This is a genomic window from Bacteroides sp. RTP21281st1_H5_RTP21281_210402, from assembly GCF_040918965.1.
Lineage (GTDB): Bacteria > Bacteroidota > Bacteroidia > Bacteroidales > Bacteroidaceae > Bacteroides > Bacteroides congonensis.
Genome location: NZ_JBCOWR010000006.1, coordinates 273,878 through 294,269 on the forward strand (window position 1 = coordinate 273,878; position 20,392 = coordinate 294,269).

15 protein-coding genes are annotated in these 20,392 nt (G+C 46.0%); 6 read left to right on the plus strand and 9 right to left on the minus strand.

Features of this window, described 5'->3' with window-relative positions:
• Positions 1 to 237: 237 nt before the first annotated feature.
• The 6 genes from AB5443_RS11505 (at position 238) to AB5443_RS11530 (ending at position 8,439) form a co-directional block, all read left to right on the plus strand.
• A complete protein-coding gene (locus AB5443_RS11505; protein ID WP_277130357.1) occupies positions 238 to 1,821 on the plus strand; it encodes a sulfatase in 1,584 nt (527 codons plus the stop codon).
• A gap of 110 nt (positions 1,822 to 1,931) precedes the next feature.
• Positions 1,932 to 2,804, plus strand: a complete 873-nt coding sequence (locus AB5443_RS11510; RefSeq protein WP_022138868.1) for an AraC family transcriptional regulator — start codon at positions 1,932 to 1,934, stop codon at positions 2,802 to 2,804.
• A gap of 120 nt (positions 2,805 to 2,924) precedes the next feature.
• Positions 2,925 to 3,629, plus strand: a complete 705-nt coding sequence (locus AB5443_RS11515; protein WP_044654738.1) for a fumarate reductase — start codon at positions 2,925 to 2,927, stop codon at positions 3,627 to 3,629.
• Between the two features lie 37 nt (positions 3,630 to 3,666).
• Positions 3,667 to 5,646 carry a fumarate reductase/succinate dehydrogenase flavoprotein subunit gene (locus AB5443_RS11520; protein ID WP_073347137.1) on the plus strand — a complete coding sequence of 660 codons (1,980 nt, stop codon included), beginning with the start codon at positions 3,667 to 3,669 and terminating at the stop codon, positions 5,644 to 5,646.
• A 36-nt stretch (positions 5,647 to 5,682) separates the two neighbouring features.
• Entirely contained in the window at positions 5,683 to 6,438 is a 756-nt protein-coding gene (locus AB5443_RS11525; protein WP_195406235.1) for a succinate dehydrogenase/fumarate reductase iron-sulfur subunit, read from the plus strand.
• A gap of 225 nt (positions 6,439 to 6,663) precedes the next feature.
• Positions 6,664 to 8,439 carry a hypothetical protein gene (locus AB5443_RS11530; protein ID WP_022138710.1) on the plus strand — a complete coding sequence of 592 codons (1,776 nt, stop codon included), beginning with the start codon at positions 6,664 to 6,666 and terminating at the stop codon, positions 8,437 to 8,439.
• A gap of 113 nt (positions 8,440 to 8,552) precedes the next feature.
• Here AB5443_RS11530 and AB5443_RS11535 read toward each other — a convergent pair whose 3' ends face one another.
• The 9 genes from AB5443_RS11535 to AB5443_RS11575 all read right to left on the minus strand — a co-directional run bounded on the left by AB5443_RS11535 (position 8,553) and on the right by AB5443_RS11575 (position 20,344).
• The gene (locus AB5443_RS11535) at positions 8,553 to 9,764 is read right to left on the minus strand and encodes a TlpA disulfide reductase family protein (RefSeq protein WP_277130354.1); all 1,212 of its coding nucleotides are present in this window, start codon (positions 9,762 to 9,764) and stop codon (positions 8,553 to 8,555) included.
• Between the two features lie 19 nt (positions 9,765 to 9,783).
• Positions 9,784 to 10,974 carry a TlpA disulfide reductase family protein gene (locus AB5443_RS11540; protein ID WP_277130352.1) on the minus strand — a complete coding sequence of 397 codons (1,191 nt, stop codon included), beginning with the start codon at positions 10,972 to 10,974 and terminating at the stop codon, positions 9,784 to 9,786.
• 46 nt (positions 10,975 to 11,020) lie between these two features.
• Positions 11,021 to 11,719, minus strand: a complete 699-nt coding sequence (locus tag AB5443_RS11545) for an FISUMP domain-containing protein (RefSeq protein ID WP_277130350.1) — start codon at positions 11,717 to 11,719, stop codon at positions 11,021 to 11,023.
• A 12-nt stretch (positions 11,720 to 11,731) separates the two neighbouring features.
• Complete coding sequence (locus tag AB5443_RS11550) at positions 11,732 to 12,652, minus strand: hypothetical protein (protein ID WP_277130348.1); 921 nt, start codon at positions 12,650 to 12,652, stop codon at positions 11,732 to 11,734.
• Between the two features lie 16 nt (positions 12,653 to 12,668).
• Positions 12,669 to 14,216, minus strand: coding sequence for a RagB/SusD family nutrient uptake outer membrane protein (locus tag AB5443_RS11555; RefSeq protein WP_277130346.1), 1,548 nt, complete (start codon positions 14,214 to 14,216; stop codon positions 12,669 to 12,671).
• 22 nt (positions 14,217 to 14,238) lie between these two features.
• Positions 14,239 to 17,820, minus strand: a complete 3,582-nt coding sequence (locus AB5443_RS11560; protein ID WP_277130344.1) for a SusC/RagA family TonB-linked outer membrane protein — start codon at positions 17,818 to 17,820, stop codon at positions 14,239 to 14,241.
• A gap of 2 nt (positions 17,821 to 17,822) precedes the next feature.
• Complete coding sequence (locus AB5443_RS11565) at positions 17,823 to 18,932, minus strand: FecR family protein (protein WP_277130342.1); 1,110 nt, start codon at positions 18,930 to 18,932, stop codon at positions 17,823 to 17,825.
• A gap of 114 nt (positions 18,933 to 19,046) precedes the next feature.
• Entirely contained in the window at positions 19,047 to 19,595 is a 549-nt protein-coding gene (locus AB5443_RS11570) for a sigma-70 family RNA polymerase sigma factor (protein WP_022138701.1), read from the minus strand.
• 251 nt (positions 19,596 to 19,846) lie between these two features.
• Complete coding sequence (locus tag AB5443_RS11575) at positions 19,847 to 20,344, minus strand: HU family DNA-binding protein (protein WP_368113396.1); 498 nt, start codon at positions 20,342 to 20,344, stop codon at positions 19,847 to 19,849.
• Positions 20,345 to 20,392 lie beyond the last annotated feature (48 nt).

A 20,392-nucleotide genomic window follows, 5' to 3' on the forward strand; every position in this document is an offset into this window, starting at 1 on the left:
CTTCCAAAAAACAACATAAAAAGTTACTTGTACCTTGCCTATTTTGACGTTTACTAAATCTTTGCTGGCAACATACATAAAAAACATCTTCTACACAAAAAAATCGGAATAACCATCCAATCTCTTGCAAGACCCATTGGAAATGCATAACTTGCTGCCAGAAAACAAAAAAGTAGCGGATAAATAAAAAACAACCGGCTGCTATATGAAAAGAAATACAGTAACGACATGTTATTTATGAATAAAATACTACTAACTGGAATTTTAACTGCGGGAACAGCTACGCAGATTTTGAATGCACAACCAACCGGACAGGAACAAAGAAACCAACAAGAGGAAGAACTGCGTCCCAACATTCTTTTTATTCTAAGTGACGACCACACCTCCCAAGCATGGGGTATCTATGGTGGAATTCTGGCAGAATATGCCTACAATACCAACATCCGCCGCCTTGCCAAAGAAGGTGTAGTGCTTGACAACTGTTTCTGTACCAACTCTATCTCTGCCCCCAGCCGCGCCAGTATCCTGACAGGGCTATACAGTCACAGAAACGGACTCTATACGCTGGCCGACTCCCTGGATACTTCCATCCCCACTCTGGCAACCGTCCTACAAGCAAACGGATACAGCACAGGGCTTGTCGGGAAATGGCACATCCAGTCTCAACCACAAGGATTTGATTACTATTCCATTTTCTATGACCAGGGAGAGTACCGTGACCCCACTTTCATCGAAAGTACCGACCCATGGCCGGGCAACCGACGTTTCGGAGAACGTGTACTCGGTTTCTCGACCGACCTCGTTACGGAAAAAGCCATCAACTGGATAAAGCAGCAGGACAGCAACAAACCTTTCTTGATGTGCTGCCACTTCAAAGCCACCCACGAACCATACGACTACCCGATACGAATGGAGCACCTTTATGACGACGTCACCTTCCCCGAACCGGAGAATCTGCTGGACTGGGGGCCGGAAACCAACGGGCGCTCTTTCGTAGGACAAACCATCGAAGAACTAGAACACCGTTGGAGAACCGCCTCGAAAGACCCAGACAAATGGTGGTGTCGTTACCCCGGACTACCATTCAGCACCGAAGGAATGCAACGGACTGCCGCCCGACGTGCAGCCTATCAGAAATTTATTCGCGACTATATGCGTTGCGGAGCTACCGTCGACGATAATATCGGAAAACTCCTGAGAACACTGGATGAAATGGGAATTGCTGACAATACTATCGTGGTGTACGTATCCGACCAAGGCTACTTCTTAGGCGAACATGGCTTCTTCGACAAACGGATGTTTTACGAAGAATCGGCACGGATGCCTTTCGTGATTCGTTACCCCAAAAAGATTCCCGCAGGACAACGCCTGAAAGACCTTGTTCTGAATGTCGATTTCGCACCGACACTGGCAGAATTTGCCGGAGTAAAAATGGATAATACTCAAGGAAACAGCTTCGCCAACAACCTCGAAGGAAAAACACCACCGGACTGGAGAACAGAAATTTATTATCGCTACTGGACCAACCATGCTATTCGTCCGGCACACTTCGCCATCCGTTCAGATCGTTATAAACTCATTTTCTATTACGCAAGGAACCTGGACATGACCGATACGGAAAACTTCGAGTTTACTCCTACATGGGATTTTTATGACTTGCAAAATGACCCGCACGAAAATCACAATCTTTATAACGACCCGAGATACACGTCAACCATTAAACAAATGAAAAAGGATTTGTTAAGACTTCGAAAAGAAACCGGGGACACGGATGAAAAGTATCCGGAAATGCAGAAGATATTTGATAAATATTATTATTAAAGACACTAAATCAATTTTTCTACTAAAACATAAATGTAAGAAATAGTTTCATTTTACGCAAAAAAGCTTATCTTTGTTCCCCGAAGATAACAATTCATGAAATAAAACTCATGCCAGGAGATTCTTTTTGCATACAATATACAAACTGTGAAGGATGCCCCAGAGCCACTGAAAATATCCTTGTACATCGGAACTTACCAAAAGGAGAGCATATCCCGAAAGATAAGTGTACGCAAAACTGTATGCTTTTTATGATAAAAGGCGAATTGCTTATCAATAGTGAAGAATATCCGGGAAATACACTGCGCGAGAAACAGTTTATCCTGCAAGCTATCGGCTCGAAGATAGAAATGCTGGCACTTACAGATGTCGAATACATTGTGTTCTGGTTCAATGAGCTGCCTCTGCTTTGCGAAGAACGTTATAAAGAAATATTGGAACAGACAGAAACACCTCTGACCTATACTCCATTGATTATGAGCGAAAGGCTCTATCATCTGATTACCAGCATGCCCGAATTTCTCAGTGAAGAAGCCCCTTGCAGCAAATATATCGAGCTGAAATGCAAAGAACTGGTTTTCCTGATTACCAACTTCTACCCGCTACCGCAGTTAAGCGCTTTCTTCTACCCGATAAGCACTTACACGGAAAGTTTCCACTACTTTGTGATGCAAAACTACAGTAACGTGAAAAACGTGGAAGAGTTTGCACACCTGGGGGGCTATACGACCACTACTTTCCGCAGGCTTTTCAAAAACCTCTATGGCATGCCCGTGTACGAATGGATACTGGAAAAGAAACGCGAGGGCATCCTCGAAGACCTGCAACACACTAAAATGCGCATCACAGAAATCTGCAACCGATACGGATTCGATTCCCTGTCCCACTTTGCACACTTCTGCAAAGACTCTTTCGGCGACACTCCCCGCGCGCTGCGTAAGAAGGCAGCCTGCGGTGAAAAAATCGGAAAGATTGCCGATTAAGGAATTATTTCTTTAATTCCTTGCTCAATCAATCTATTTCCCCTATTTTTGCAGTCTGTAAGAGGTGTAAAACGTAGAAATTTTAGTTCTAACAATTAAATAACTTAAATTCAATCATTTATGTGGTTAAGTAATTCATCTGTAGGAAGGAAAGTGGTGATGAGCGTTACCGGTATCGCCCTTGTCCTGTTTCTAACATTTCACATGGCGATGAACCTGGTTGCAATCATCTCGGCTGATGGTTACAACATGATTTGTGAATTCCTGGGAGCAAACTGGTATGCGTTAGTGGCTACCGCAGGATTGGCTGCTCTTTTCATCATTCACATCATCTATGCGTTCTGGCTGACAATGCAGAATCGCAGAGCGCGTGGTAGCGAACGCTATGCAGTGACCGACAAGCCTAAAACTGTAGAGTGGGCTTCTCAAAACATGTTAGTGTTAGGTATTATCGTAATCGTAGGTCTTGGCTTGCACCTCTTCAACTTCTGGGCAAAAATGCAGTTGCCGGAACTGATGCACAACATGGGCATGCACGCTGACACGCTGACGCTGGCTTATGCCGCTAACGGCGCTTATCACATCCAGCAGACTTTCTCCTGCCCGGTTTACGTAGTTCTTTACCTCGTTTGGCTGTTTGCGCTGTGGTTCCACCTGACTCACGGTTTCTGGAGCTCCATGCAATCACTGGGATGGAACAACAAGGTATGGATCAACCGTTGGAAATGCATCTCCAACATCTACTCTACCGTTGTTGTACTCGGTTTCGCCCTCGTAGTAGTGGTATTCTTCGTGAAAACACTGATTTGCGGTGGTGCTTGCTAAATAGGATATTGTAAATGATTAAATTGTAAATAATATTATGATCAAGATAGATTCAAAGATTCCGGAAGGCCCAGTGGCTGAGAAATGGACTAACTATAAAGCTCATCAGAAATTGGTGAACCCCGCTAACAAGCGTCGTTTGGATATCATCGTTGTGGGTACGGGTCTGGCAGGTGCTTCTGCCGCTGCTTCACTCGGTGAAATGGGTTTCAGAGTATTCAACTTCTGTATCCAGGACTCTCCGCGCCGTGCACACTCTATCGCTGCACAGGGTGGTATCAACGCTGCAAAGAATTATCAGAATGACGGTGACTCCGTTTACCGCCTGTTCTACGATACGGTAAAGGGTGGTGACTACCGTGCCCGCGAAGCTAACGTATATCGTCTGGCTGAAGTATCCAACGCTATCATCGACCAATGTGTGGCTCAAGGTGTTCCTTTCGCCCGCGAATATGGCGGTACGCTGGACAACCGTTCTTTCGGTGGCGCACAGGTATCACGTACTTTCTACGCTAAGGGTCAGACCGGTCAGCAGTTGTTGCTGGGCGCTTACTCTGCACTGAGCCGCCAGGTAAACGTGGGCACTGTAAAACTGTACACCCGCTACGAAATGCAGGACGTTGTCATCGTTGACGGACGTGCCCGCGGTATCATCGCTAAAAACTTAATCACAGGTAAACTGGAACGTTTCGCCGCTCACGCCGTAGTTATCGCTACCGGTGGTTACGGTAACGCTTACTTCCTGTCTACCAACGCTATGGGTTGTAACTGTACGGCTGCTATCTCTTGCTACCGCAAGGGGGCTGTATTCGCTAACCCTGCATATGTTCAGATTCACCCGACTTGTATCCCGGTACACGGTGACAAACAGTCCAAACTGACTCTGATGTCCGAATCTCTCCGTAACGACGGTCGTATCTGGGTTCCGAAGAAGAAAGAAGACGCTGTGAAACTTCAGAAAGGTGAAATCAAAGGAAGCGATATTCCTGAAGAAGACCGAGACTACTACTTGGAACGCCGCTATCCGGCATTCGGTAACCTCGTTCCGCGTGACGTTGCCAGCCGTGCCGCTAAAGAACGTTGCGACGCAGGCTTCGGTGTGAACAACACTGGTCTGGCTGTATTCCTCGATTTCTCGGAAGCTATCAACCGTTTGGGTATCGACGTTGTTCTTCAACGTTATGGCAACCTCTTCGATATGTACGAAGAAATCACTGACGTGAACCCGGGCGAACTGGCAAAAGAAATCAGTGGTGTGAAATATTATAATCCGATGATGATTTATCCGGCTATCCACTATACAATGGGTGGTATCTGGGTAGACTACGAACTGCAAACCACTATCAAAGGTCTGTTCGCTATCGGTGAATGTAACTTCTCCGACCACGGTGCAAACCGCCTCGGTGCTTCTGCATTGATGCAGGGTCTTGCCGATGGTTACTTCGTATTGCCTTACACTATCCAGAACTATCTGGCAGACCAGATTACCGTTCCGCGTTTCTCTACTGACCTTCCCGAATTTGCAGAAGCAGAAAAGGCTGTTCAGGCTAAGATTGACAAGTTCATGAAGATTCAGGGTAAAGAATCCGTTGATTCTATCCACAAGAAACTGGGTCATATCATGTGGGAATACGTAGGTATGGGACGTACGGCTGAAGGCTTGAAGAAAGGTATCGCCGCACTGAAAGAAATCCGCAAGGAATTCGAAACTAATCTGTTTATCCCTGGTTCTAAAGAAGGCATGAACGTAGAGCTTGACAAAGCAATCCGTCTGTATGACTTCATCACCATGGGCGAGCTTGTCGCTTACGATGCACTGAACCGTAACGAAAGTTGCGGCGGTCACTTCCGTGAAGAATACCAGACTGAAGAAGGAGAAGCAAAACGTGATGACGAAAACTTCTTCTACGTAGCATGCTGGGAATATCAAGGTGACGATGAAAAGGCTCCGGTATTGTACAAAGAACCGTTGGTTTATGAAGCTATCAAGGTTCAGACCCGTAACTACAAGAGCTAATCGGTGAAGTTAAACATTAAAAAGAATTAGAAGAAAATGGATAAGAATATATCATTTACACTGAAGGTATGGCGCCAGGCTGGCCCGAAGGCTAAAGGTGCTTTTGAAACCTACCAAATGAAAGATATCCCCGGTGATACTTCATTCCTTGAAATGCTGGATATCCTGAACGAACAGCTTATCAGCGAAAGAAAAGAACCGGTTGTATTTGACCATGACTGCCGTGAAGGTATCTGCGGTATGTGCTCTCTGTACATCAACGGACATCCGCACGGTCCGGCAACAGGTGCTACTACTTGCCAGATTTATATGCGCCGCTTCAACGACGGTGACACAATCACTGTTGAGCCGTGGCGTTCGGCTGGTTTCCCGGTTATCAAAGACTTGATGGTAGACCGTACTGCTTATGACAAGATTATGCAGGCTGGTGGTTACGTAAGCGTCCGTACGGGTGCTCCTCAGGATGCCAACGCTATCCTGATTGCAAAACCTATCGCTGACGAAGCTATGGATGCCGCTTCTTGTATCGGTTGCGGCGCTTGTGCCGCTGCCTGTAAGAATGGTTCTGCCATGTTGTTCGTTTCTGCAAAAGTCAGCCAGTTGAACTTGCTGCCGCAAGGTAAACCGGAAGCTTTGCGTCGTGCAAAAGCCATGCTGTCAAAGATGGACGAATTGGGCTTCGGTAACTGTACCAACACCCGCGCTTGCGAGGCTGAATGCCCGAAAAACATCTCTATCAGCAACATCGCCCGCTTGAACCGTGACTTCATTATCGCGAAATTAAAAGACTAAAGACTGCTAGTTTTCGAGTTTGAGAGACAATTTGATTAATGACAGAATCCCCAGTCGGCATGCCGGTTGGGGATTTTTTTGTCAGCACCCATATCCTTACATTATGATATATAACATATCTATATTCGCATATTTTTGGGCATACAATTGACTATATGTCACAATTATCCTTTATATTTGTATATGTGAAGTTAACCAAAGAAAGAACGTTTAATACTGACTACAATGAAAAAGGAAATTAAGTTTAGTCTTGTTTATCGGGACATGTGGCAGTCCTCAGGCAAATATCAGCCACGGGTCGACCAACTGGTACGTATAGCTCCTTTAATTATTGAAATGGGCTGCTTCGCGCGAGTTGAAACCAATGGCGGCGCTTTCGAGCAAGTAAACCTGCTATATGGTGAAAATCCCAACAAAGCCGTCCGTGCCTTTACCGAACCTTTCAGAAAAGCCGGTATCCAGACACATATGCTTGACCGCGGATTGAATGCGTTGCGAATGTATCCCGTTCCCGCAGATATACGCAAACTGATGTATAAAGTCAAACATGCGCAAGGCGTGGACATTACACGTATCTTCTGCGGACTGAACGAGACTAGAAACATAATTCCTTCCATCAAATATGCTCTGGAAGCAGGTATGATACCGCAGGCAACGCTCTGTATCACTTACTCTCCGGTGCATACCGTTGAATATTACGCCCGGATTGCCGACCAGCTAATCGCTGCCGGTGCACCGGAAATCTGCCTGAAAGATATGGCAGGCGTAGGACGTCCGGGTATGTTGGGACGCCTGGTCAAGACCATTAAAGAAAAGCATCCTGAAATATTAATACAATACCATGGCCATAGCGGGCCGGGATTATCTATGGCTTCCATCCTCGAAGTCTGCGAGAATGGCGCGGATATTATCGACGTAGCCATGGAACCCATGTCCTGGGGCAAGGTTCATCCGGACATCATCTCCGTACAGGCAATGTTGAAAGACTTAGGCTTCCAAGTTCCCGACATAAATATGAAGGCATACATGAAAGCCCGTGCCATGACGCAAGAATTCATTGACGATTTCTTAGGCTACTTCATGGATACCACCAATAAATATATGTCCTCACTCCTGTTGAAATGTGGTTTGCCCGGCGGTATGATGGGTTCCATGATGGCAGACTTGAAAGGAGTGCATTCCGGCATCAACATGATATTGAGAAGCAAGAACGAACCGGAGCTTAGCATTGACGACCTGCTTGTCATGCTTTTCGACGAAGTGGAATATGTATGGCCCAAGTTAGGCTATCCCCCTTTGGTAACTCCTTTCAGCCAGTATGTGAAGAATGTTGCCTTAATGAACCTTATGCAACTGGTAAAAGGTGAAGAACGCTGGACAATGATAGACAACCATACCTGGGACATGATTTTAGGCAAGAGCGGGCGTCTCCCCGGCACACTTGCACCGGAGATTGTGGAACTGGCCCAATCCAAAGGATATGAATTCGTCGATACCGACCCGCAGTTGAACTACCCGGATGCCTTGGACGACTACCGCAAGGAAATGGACGAAAACGGCTGGGAATATGGAGAAGATGATGAAGAACTCTTTGAACTGGCTATGCACGACCGCCAATATCGTGACTACAAGTCGGGCGTTGCCAAGAAACGTTTCGAAGAAGAACTGCAACGTGCCAAAGATGCGTCCATGGTAAAGAACGGTTATTCGGAAGAGGAAATAAAGAAACTGAAACGTGCGAAAGCAGATCCCGTCATCGCTCCCGCCAACGGACAGGTACTTTGGGAAGTCTCCGTAGAAGGACCATCAACCGCACCGTTCATCGGATGCAAATACCAACACGATTCAGTATTATGCTACCTTTCCACTCCATGGGGAGAATACGAAAAGGTATTTACCGGATTTACCGGACGTATTGTTGAAGTATGTGCACAGCAAGGGGATAATGTCCGCAAAGGAGATGTGATAGCGTATATTGAGAGAAGTGATATTTTCGCATGATGCATAATAAATAATAAAAATGCACAGATTATCCATGGAAACCGATAATCTGTGCATTTACTACTATCCTAAGGGTATATACTCCTCTCTCAAGAAGTATATACATCATCTTCCTAGTTTAAATTTCGTGAAAGAAACTCATCTATCTCGTCCGCTTCGTTTGTCTCACATTGAATGGTTCCGTCGGGAGCAATGACAACTAATGTAGGAATGGAAGAGAACTGATAGCCTTCAGTAGCTTCCTTCATCTTGTCGACTGGAACGATAAATTGTCTCCACGGCATCTTTTCAACCTTCACGGCACCGAGCCATTCCGATTCTTTCTTGTCTACGGAAACACTGATTACATCAAGCCGGTCACCATAACGTTCATGCAACTCTTTCACATGAGGAATAGCGGCACGACAAGGACCGCACCAGGATGCCCAAAAATCCATCAACGTATAGACATCCGAACGCAGGCAATCGGAAAGCCGCTTTTCCGTCTTCTGTTCATCCTGCAACGTAAAGTCTCTGTAAGGCACACCGCGTGCATGATGTTTCGTTGCTTCAATGGTTTCTTTCAGACGGGCAAAGCGAGTGGTATCGTACGTTGCACTTGCCAGTTGAGCCATTGTGTCAAGTTCCTCAGGCGTATAAGTGAAAAGCCGGGCAGCATCACGGCGAAGCAGTTCGACAGAAATGGCATAAGCAGGATGATGCTGCACAAACTCATGCATTGCCTGTCGTACAACTGCCGCCGCCTTTGCCTGCCGCCTCTTGTAACAGGCAATGCTATCTTGCTTGCCAAGGACACCCTTCGCGGTATCGTATTCCCAATACATAAGTCTCCTTCCTTCCTGCCATGCTTCAAGTTCGAGTGCATGGAGCGCTGCACGATATTCAGTATATTCCTGTTGCGCACGTCCGCCGGTAACACGGGCATTCATTTCCTTCTCCAAGGGTGAATGCATATACTCCCATGTCAGAGGTAGGCTATCCACGTGTTCAGCATGGATTGCCATGGCAACATTCTCTACCATCATCACCGTAGCGGTTTCTGCTTCATACGGGGTGCCGTCCTCATAATGACGTGGTAACACAATCTCCACCCGACAACGAGTGGGCGATGCTACCGTACCTTTCAATTGGAATGCTCCATTTCTAACAGTATCGGTTGCCATCAATTCACCTTTATGTTCCTCACGTTCAAGGTTCATCAAACGAACAACAGTACCGTCTTTCAAGCCGCCGATATGACTGTCAATTGTAAACCGGTCGGAAGTCGACGTACATGCCGTGCCTAGTAACACCGCCAGTACCCAATAAATATTTCGCTGTTTCATCTTCCTATTTCAATGCTTCTTATTCCAAATGTTGTTTCAAGTATTTCTCTATATCTGCCGGCTTGAAGGTTACACAGACCACCTTTCCCCCATCGTCAATCAACACCAGACGAGGGATGGACTGCACTACATAATCCGTACACGCTTTATCTGCCTGCTCCTTGTTGAGCCAAAGTTGCGTCCACGCCATCTTCTCTTCCCCCATTGCCTTACGCCACCTGCCTTCTTTCTCGTCTACGGACACGCTACACACGTCCAGTCTGCCGGCATATTGCTCACGTAATTTCTGCACTTTCGGAATGGCAGCACGGCACGGTCCGCACCAGGACGCCCAGAAGTCGACGAGCAAATAATGCCCCGGAATGACACAAGAAGAGAGTTTTTGTACCTTACCGTCCGGAGTAGTCGCATCAAAATCCTTGTACGGTTCTGCCAAGGCATAGCGCAAGGCACGGTCCAATAATTTACGTGAACGGTTGACTGCCGCCGTGTCCGGACATGCTTGCACAAACTCCGCCATCTTGTTCAACTCTGCCGTGGTATATGTATAAAACGTGCCGAGGTATTCATTCATCAGGCAAGCCGAAATATAATAACCGGGATTTTGCTCTACAAAACGAAGACGGGCCGCCAAGAGTTCCACTTCCGCCTTCTTCTTTATGGCATCGTATTTCTGTACGGTGTCTTCATTGTCACTTGTCTCAAAGTACTTCTCCGCACTTTTATAGCCTGCCAACCGTGCACACTTCAACGGTTCATAGAGTTCCGAACGGTATTCGTTCCACTGGCTTAACGCCTGCCCACCCCTCAGGTGAACCAGCCGTTCCTGGTCAAAGCTATAGGACACTTTTCGCAAGCTGTCGTACGGGACGGAAGAAGTAAGTGTCATCGGCACGTTTTCCACCATCAGACGAAGCGAAACGGTAGCGAAATGCCGCTTCGTTTTCGGATTCAGCCTCCTGAACTGGAGTTTGCATAATTGAGGAGACTGTACTTCCCCACACAATTCAAACGACTGTTCGGCAACTACTGTTTCACACAGCAACTTACCGTTTCCCCCTTCACCGATATCGGTAGTGACCAATGCCACCTTCACACTGTCCGGCAGTCCCTCAATGGTTCCTTTAAGAGTGAAACCGGTCTGAGCCATTGCCGGAAACATTCCACACGAAGCAACACAACCGGCAAGAATAGTTCTCAATAAATTCATTGTTTTTATAAATAATATTTCAAAATCAATTTTTATAAATAGGAGTTTATCGTGCATCCCGCACCCAGCGTACGTTCATCAACTTGTCCGTAGTGCCACATTGCCGCTCCACACTGCCACGCCCGAAACACAGTTTACGGTAATAAGCAGCCTCATGGTCTGTGTAAGAAGGATCGATGGTCGAAGTCCAGTAATAGCCATACTCTTTCACATAATCCAATTCCAGTTCCATCCAACCATACACCGCTTTCCAGGTACAGATACCACCAATCCTCAACGCCAGTTCCGTTCCTCCCGTTTCTTCCATCATCTTGAAGGCACTATCCTTTCCACGCCAACCTTTGCTGTCTGTGTCCACCATACCCAGCATACGCTCCAACACCTGCCAGTCCTCGTCCGACGGAAGCCGCCATCCTTCGGGAGCTGATGCCAATGCATCCTCATAACTCATCAAATTGCCGTAGACAGGTATGTAATCCTTTCTCAATTCTTCTTTCTTCGACTCGGAAAAAGCATCTACATAGTCCCATCCGTCAAAATACTGCAAATCACACATGTCGGTGCCGTTTCGGGCATTCGACGTAGTCCATTGCAAATCTCCGATACGCACCCAGTTATATACATTACCATCGGCATCAGCCACCGTACCACGGTCGGAAGGCACAACAACCGGTGATTCATCATCACCGCAAGCGGTCAAAAGCACAACGGCGATTACCCACATATAGTTTATCAAATATTTCATGTTTCCTTCTGTTTAAAATTTATAACCTAATCCGATGATAATGTTCCGGATGATATAGTATTTGTTCATCACTACAGGATAATTGCCATACTGACTTACAAAATCCTCTTCGCTCCGTCCCATGACCGCATTGAAATAAGCCTTAAAATCACCGGTATCATAAGGCAAGTAATCATAATCCGGGTCATCGTCCCAATAATCCTCCGTGAAACTCAGGAATCCCAACGCATAGACATCTTCGATATTCCTGTCCCAATCTTCCACAATTTCCGACAAATATTCACCATAATATTCATTGGAAACCTCATAAAACGGGTCTGCCTCCTCACTACTGGAATTGAACTTGGCGCTTATCAAATCAACCAGCACTTCCTTTTTATAAGCTTCCCGTTCTTCTTCATTTTCCAGTGCCATCCATTCGCCTACAGCAATGCCCAGGCAACGCATGCAGTTGATTGTTTTAGCCGGAACGACTTCCCACTCCTCCGAACTGTATTTCTCCAGCGAATTGAGCAGGAGTATGGAATAAGGTGCCAAAGCCCCACCTTCGATGTGAGGAAGAATCTCGTCTTCTATCAGTTTCGCCGCCTTCCGCTTCTCTTCCATCGTCTCCAGAAAATCATAGGTCGCTTTCTGATCTCCAAGACTTGTCAGATTGTAATCAAAATCAACGAGCTCCACCTGCCAGCGGTCATCACCATAAGCATCTTTGCCAAGGTATTCCTTACGCAATGTATCGTTACAGAGCAGATAAATGCCGTTTTTCTCCAAAAAGTCACGGCACAACACGGCTTCCGCATCCTGCCTGTCGTCCGACACACGGAAAAAGTTATCGTTTGCTCCGCTGGGTTCCAGTGTTTCTTCTTTATCGCAAGCCGCCAACAAGGTTAAGCCGGCGAAAACCAGCAAGGTATAATATATCTTCTTCATCATTTTTTGGTAAGTTTGTTTAGTAAGTTACGGTTTTAAAAGGTTTACGCGCAGGACGGCTATTGTTGCCCAATGTATTCTGGAAATTACGGATCTCACGGGGAATAGGCAATGTATATGCATCATCATTCTTCTCCAAACGGTAATAATCAATATAATCCACCTCATAATCCGCAATATAAACATGCCCGTGTTCGATGACTTTAGACCACGGATAGGGCTCACATACTGTGTACCGGCGCAAGTCGAACCAACGATGCCCCTCCAACAGGAACTCACGTGCACGTTCGTCACGAATCAGCGCTATCAACTCTTCTCCTGCTTCGTCAACAGTCACACTGCCGTTCATACGGGTAGTCAGAAAGGTTTTCAAATTCTGCCGGGCGGTGTCTTCATCACCACTATAAGCCGCAGCTTCGGCAAGAGTGAGGTATGCTTCAGGCGTACGGAGCAGGAAATTGCTGGAAACGTCATAATAACCTCCCCACTTGCTCAACTGCCCGTTCACTTTCATAAATACCCCGGGATATCCCCTATGTTCCGTCTCGCCGACATACAACGTTGAACGCAAGTCATTTCTATCAAACAACGCCTGCATATCATCTGACAAATAATAGGGTGGTTGTTCGCGACGCCTGTCGGCAAAAGCTGTCGATATCATGTAATCCCCCATGCTGAATATCGTTTCGGGCGAGTCCTTATAAATGCAATTCTCACCCGGAGTTTTCGTATGCAGGTCAAGCAACGCGCTCTGCCTGTCCAATGCCATTCCGGCATATTCCGCAGCTTTTTCCCAATTCTGCATATAAAGATAAACGCGGCTTTTCAGCAGCAACGCGGCAGTCTGATTGGCATGATAAATGGAAGCACGCCTTTTCCCGTCCAGACATCGTTCCGCTTTACTGAGGTCTTCCAATATCTGCCCATAGGTTTCCGCAAGCGTTAAACGCCGGAATTCCGTATCTTCCACAAATTCGGTCACTTTCACAGGTACACCGGGCATATTTTCCGCCTTGGCAGGAACATAGGGCTCGCTGTAAAGATTGGCAAGCAGGAAATAGTACGCTCCCCGCAGAAAATACGCTTCACCTTTCACCCGTTCTTTCTCTATACGGTCATCATCATTGCTCTCCGGTTGTTCGTCAATCAAAGCAATAACCATATTGCAAATGTTGATTTTATTGTAAAGAAAATCCCAATACGTTTCATCTCCGCCTACATACTTGAATTTCTCATCCATTCCTGTATCCTGCTGCCACGTATAGAAAGGAAACATGCTGCTCTTATACGCAACAACATCCGACACATTATCATCCACTTGCTGAAGTTCGTCGCTCATAAAATGCAGGATATCCAGGTTTCCTTTCCTTTCTGGTGTTGAATACGAATCGAATACCTGTACCCTGCCGGATTGCATATATCCATCACCCAACAACACTTCATCAAGGTCTCTCCAACTTTCCACCTTCGCAAGGTCTTGCGAATATTCTTCAAGAAAACCGGAACAAGAGGTTGCGCCGGTGATAAGCACTGCACCAACAACCCATGTAAACAATATCTTTTTCATACTCTTTTATCTCTTTTTTTAATTAGAACGCTACACTTACTCCACACGAGAAACTGGGACGGTCGGACAATTGTATCGTGGTGAAACCACCCTGAGTAGGGGTTTGCCCTTTTAGTTTCCGGTCACATACGGTAAAAAGATTACTGCCGGATACATTCAGTTCCAAGCGCGAAATTCCGCAAGGTGCGAGCCATGCCTTAGGCAACTCATACATCAAGCTAAGGGAAGACAATTTCAGATAACTCGCACTTACCACGCGCAAGTCACTGTAATCATACATATCCCAATAGCTACTCGCTATTTCCTGAATCCCTTTATCCGTAAGGTTTGACGACCAGTGGTTCAGATATCTGAAGTAAGCACTGTTACTAGTCGAAATGATGGCGGGGATATTGGTATGCGCCTCATCACCGGGACGTTTCCAACGATTGAGATAATCACGGCTTAAGTTCTGCTCGGGACGTATCTCACCGGCTCTCACAATTACACCACTGCTGCCATCACTGCCGGTTGCGGCCCCTTCTCCATACATACCGAAAAGCCGTGTCTTGGCTCCCAGACTATAGGCAAGCGTAAAGTGCATGCGCAGACTTTTATAGCGCAACTGGCTGCTCAGACTACCCGACATATAAGGTTCGCGAGAACCGGAAGCTTCCAGTACCCGTGTATATGTGTCATACTTGCTCAACCCCGTCAAGTCTTCGTAATGGTCAAACCAGTCGTCAAACATCGGTCCTCCGTCCACCGGGCTGAGTCCCAAAAACTTGTAAGAGTAGAACGTGCCTACCGGTTTCCCTTTTACCACAGCCGTTCCGTTCAGGAAGTTGGACAAATGGTATTCTTCACCGGCAGGAAGCGTTTCCACCGAATTGATGGTGCGAGAGAAAGAAGTGCTCAAACTCCATTGCCAATCTTTTGTCCGGATGGGACGAGCCGTGATGCCGATGCTGTATCCGTCGTTGGAAATATTTCCGCCATTCACCACATAACTGGAATAGCCGTTCACGGTGGAGATATTCTTGGACATAAAGGCATCCTTGGTACGCTTGAAATAAAGAGAGGCTTCCAACTGGATACGGTTGTCAAGGAACGACATCTCCAGTCCGAGATTATAGCTGTTCGTACGCTCCCATTTCAAATTGGGATTCGGATTATGCCTGGCAGTAGAAGTAAACTCTCCGTAATAATCGCTCATAGGATTCTTCTGTATAATCATTACAGGTGACTGGCTGGAAAGCATATTCCCCTGAAAACCGTAAGAGGTCTTCACAGTCAGGAAATCCAGCCATTCCAAATCTCTGATGAATCCGAGTTTCGAGGCATCAAACGATGCAGACACTGACCAAATGGGCAGAATTTTGTCATTACTGCGGTCACCGAAGTTATTGGAGCCATCGATACGCGCATTGGCATTCAGATAAAGCATGCGGTTATAATTATAACTCACCGTAGCATATGCGGATATCGTGTTCGACTTATTATCTGTGATTTGAGGCATATTGTCAGATATCCAGGCCTTGTAAGCGGTATACTTGTCAAGGTCGATTCCTGTGACAAACGTAAGTCCCCGATCAGGGTAATACCCACGGTTCAGGCTGGAGAATCCTCTATAATGGGTAGAACTCATCTCATAACCCACACCCCCGCTGAAATTATGCTTCTCGTTCTCGCCGAAATACTTGTTCCAATCCAACTGAAGACGAAGCGTATACCCTTTCTGGCGCGTGAGATTACGGCTCAACTGTCCGCCCTGCGGCATCAGGCTGGCTTCTCCGGGCGTTTCACCATATTCGCTGTCACGCAATTCGGCTGCATACCAAGTGCGGTCACCCCAATAATTTTCAATGTCTGTGTTCGAATTGGTATAAGAAGCAATCGCATTAGCTGTAAGCCAGTCATTAAAATGAAATTTAAGATTCGCATCCAAAGTAAACGATGAACCATCCTGCTTGATGCCACTGTTATCCAGCTCATTCAGAATATTATAATTGTGCGGATGTGTGTGGCGCTGCAATCTTCCGTAATAGTAATAGTCCTCACCGTCCGGCGTGAATGCAGGAATAGCGCGACTGGTGTTATAGGCATAATCCACCGGTGAATTGGCATCCTGATAATACTCTCTCTCGGAAACATTTCCTTTCAGTCCGATAGCTGCCGAAAACCATTTAGTGAACCTGGTATCAAGGTTCAGCATTGCATTATAGCGCTTGTTCTTGGTTCCTTTCACCACGTCATCATTATCCGTGTAACCAATGGAAGCATAATAGGTTCCGCGCTCCGATCCCCCGTTCATGCTTACGGTGTGCTGCTGTGAGAAACTGTTATGCGTCAGCAGGTCGAACCAGTCGGTATTGACAGTCTCCAGATAGGCAACTTGCCTTTTAAATTCATCATCCGTAATCGTTCCTTTATAAAGCTGATTGACAAGTCCTTCATAACCTACCATCGGAGAGTTTGAAGGATACTCATAGTGGTCGGCAAATAATTCGCGTGAGAGCTGCATACGTTCTCTGGAGTTGAGTACATCTACCGAACGGTCTGTATAATGAGGGCGGATCTTGAACGTAAAGTTGTTATCATATCTAATCTGCGGCTTTCCTTCCCGTCCACGCTTCGTAGTGATGACAATCACTCCGTTAGCAGCCCTTGTCCCGTAAAGTGCCGTTGCCGATGCATCCTTCAAAACATCCAGCCGCTCAATATCACGCGGATTCAATCCGGCAATCGCATTACCGATACGGTTCACATAATCGGGATCGTTCAACTCTTCTGCAGAAATCTGTACCGGATCGGTCACCACAATTCCGTCGACCACCCACAACGGTTCACGGTTACCGATTAAAGAAGACGTACCACGTATACGTATTTTAGGAACCACGCCCGCTTCACCGGAGTTGCTCATAAACATCATGTCCGGAATATGCCCTTCCAGCATCTGGTCGATAGACAAGGCATCCGGACGCAAGATATCCTCCGCCTTCACTGTAGTGACGGCACTCGTCAACGCCCTTTTGTTAATCACCTGATAACCGGTGATAACCACTTCGTCTATTTCACTTGCATCTTCTTCCATCACGATATGTAGCTTGCGTCCTTTCCATGCAAGTTCCTGACGGCGCATTCCCAGGTAAGATATGGAGAGATGAACATTCTCCTGTTTATCGGACGACAACGCAAAGCTACCGTTTATATCGGTAGTAGTTCCCCTGTTTGTCCCTCTTATCACAATCGAAACACCCGGAAGCGGCATACCTGTCACGTCGACAACGGTTCCCGTAACGTTCTTCTTTGGTGACTTCCGCTTGATAATAACGGTACTGTTCACTACCTCGAAAGTAAGTTCGGAACCTGCCAGCGCATATTCCATGACGTGTGCAATCGTCACCTGTTTCAGGTCGTAATCCTTTTCAGGCAACGTATTCACATCTTCGTTACTGTACATGAAATTCACCCTCACCTGCTTTTTAATCTCCGTAAAGACATCTCGCACGGATGCCTTTTTCAACACGATAGTTACCGGCGTGCCTGACTGAGCGAACACAGTGCCCAAAGACACTATCACCACCCAAGCAAACAGCAGGAGCCTTGTCAGCATTCTTTTCATAATCATTTGTTTGTAATTATACATCTGTTGTTTTTCCTGACTTGTATTTGTATTTTGTCCAACCGTTCCAGCATTTCCGCTACCTCATTAAAATCTGCCGTTTTATCTATTTCCATAGAAAAGCGTAAATTACGCAAGTAGTCATTGGCATATGCCGCTTCGAAATCATACCAACGTCCTAAATCCGTGAGAATGTTAATCAACGGTTCATCCTCATAGGCTATTCTGGCGCGATGCCAAGCGCAAGAGAGAGAAGTGTCCACTTTCTGCTTCCGGATCCCGCCTTTCCCGTCGATAACTGCTTGTTCACCGGGAACCAGTTTCATGCTGTGGCAAGCGGAATTAACCTCCACTTCGCCTTCTTCCAAGGTGACAATCATACATTCCTCATCCTTATAATTCTTCACATTGAATTGCGTCCCCGTCACTGTGACTATTCCCTTGTCCGTCTCCACAAGGAACGGATGTGCCTTGTCGCTCTTCACCTCAAAATAAGCTTCACCGGAAAGATTGACCGAACGGTTGCTGCCGGAAAAATCAACAGGGATTGTCAAGGATGACTGGGCATTCAGGTGTATGGTAGTCTGGTCTGCCAGCGTCAATGTATACTCCCCCCCGCGAGGAACGCAGACCGTATGGTGCAAATCGGGCGACAACTCGGGAGTCGCAGCTTTCTCATGTTCCTTTAAACTATAGAATTCACTTTGCATCCGGTCGTTTATTTCAAATACTTCACCATCGGCAAAATAAATGGTTGCCTTCTCCGTACCGGCAGGCAAAACATAGGTGCGCGACGCATCCCACCACCAGTAGAGACTCCCCAAAAGCAACAGGAGACAGGCGGCGGCCACTATACGAAGATGCCTCCTGCTACCCGTCAGAAAAGCACGGTAACCGATACGATGCTTCATCCTCTCCCAACTGCGTACAGCTTCCCTATGGGCCGGTTCCGTCACTGCCCGGTCGAGAAAATCAAAAGAGGTGATTTGATGATAGAGTTTTTCATTTTCAACATGCAGTGTCCTCCATGCCTTCAGCTGCCTTTCTTCTTCCTGAGACAGCGTTCCTACCAGTTGCTTATATAGTAGTTTCTTAATATGATCCTTATCCATTTGCGTCCTATTTTCATATAAGAACACAGCAACTTTGGTTTGGTGTAATCAAAAAAAGAGATTTTTTTTCAAATTATTTATTTCATCAGCAAATAGCAATCAAAAAGAAAGAGTTTAATGTAATAATGAGAGCAACAGAAAGAGTTTATCCAGACGCTTTTTCAGATAGTGGTTAGCATTATTGATGTGTTTTTTCACCGTATTGACAGAAATATTCAACGATTCGGCTATTTCTTTCTGCGATTTTCCACGCAGACTTTCCATATAGACTCTTTTACACGATTCGGAAAGTTCGGAAAATGCTTCATTCAACATTGCATATATTTCGGCCTCTATAATTTCATTCAGTATTGTCGGCTCTTCATCCTCCATCCTTTGCTTGTAAAGCGCCTGATATCGTTCCTGTTCGTGCATTTGCGTACGCAGATGGTTTAACGCCGCATTACGGATAGCGCGATAAAGATAGACTTTCAGTGCGTTTTCGTTGGGAAAGACCGTCTGCTGCTCCCACAACTTGAGCCATGCATCCTGTATCAGGTCATCAACAACTCCCATATCGTCTATATATCGTCGCGTGAAATACTTCAACTGCGGAAACATACCGATATAATATCGTTGGAAATCATCTACATTTTTTATATTTATCGCCTTATCTATCTTCATCTTTGCATGAATAACTCATGCAAAAATAACATTTTGCTATTTAACGGCAAAAAACTATGAAAGAAATTAAAAGAAAAGCAAATATGAACAGTTTTATTTGGAAGGTGCTTGATTTCTATCGGCATCAGATATAGATTGAATCTTTCTCCATATGATTCCGAAAAATTAAAAGATGCACAAGTCATCGAATTCTCATCGATTCCCTGTGTATCCACTACTCAAAAGCCACGTTTAAGACAAAACGAACCTAATTATGCTGCCGAATCCGGTGTTTCCCCGTTATCACCTTTCCCATCATCACCGGAATCAGGATTGCCGCCATTATTACCGCCGTTACTGCTTCCGTCCGTATAATCCGTTTCAATCTCCACACGACGGGTGATACTCATATCTTCCAACGTATCCTTGAAGATTTTTCCCGGATAAAAAATAATCTTTCTTTGGACGATTGACTTGGACGAAACATCCTTCTCTTCATCCGCGCTCTTGGCACGGATAGTAGGGCTGAAAATACCGAACTCACCCAACTGAACACTCTTTCCGTCGTCAATGTCCTCAGCCATCTTATCTACCAGACCGCTGACCACCAAATCCACCACCTTACGATGGACACCACAAAGCTGACTCACCTTGCGACACATCTTTGCAAAATTCACCTTACCGGAACGAACCGATTTTGCTACATACTTTTCGTTTTTGTCCTTGTCAAAACCGAACACTCTTTTTGTTACTACATACTCTAAAGCCATAATTGTTAAAGTTTAAATGGTTAAAAAAATAAAGGTTATCTGTTTGCC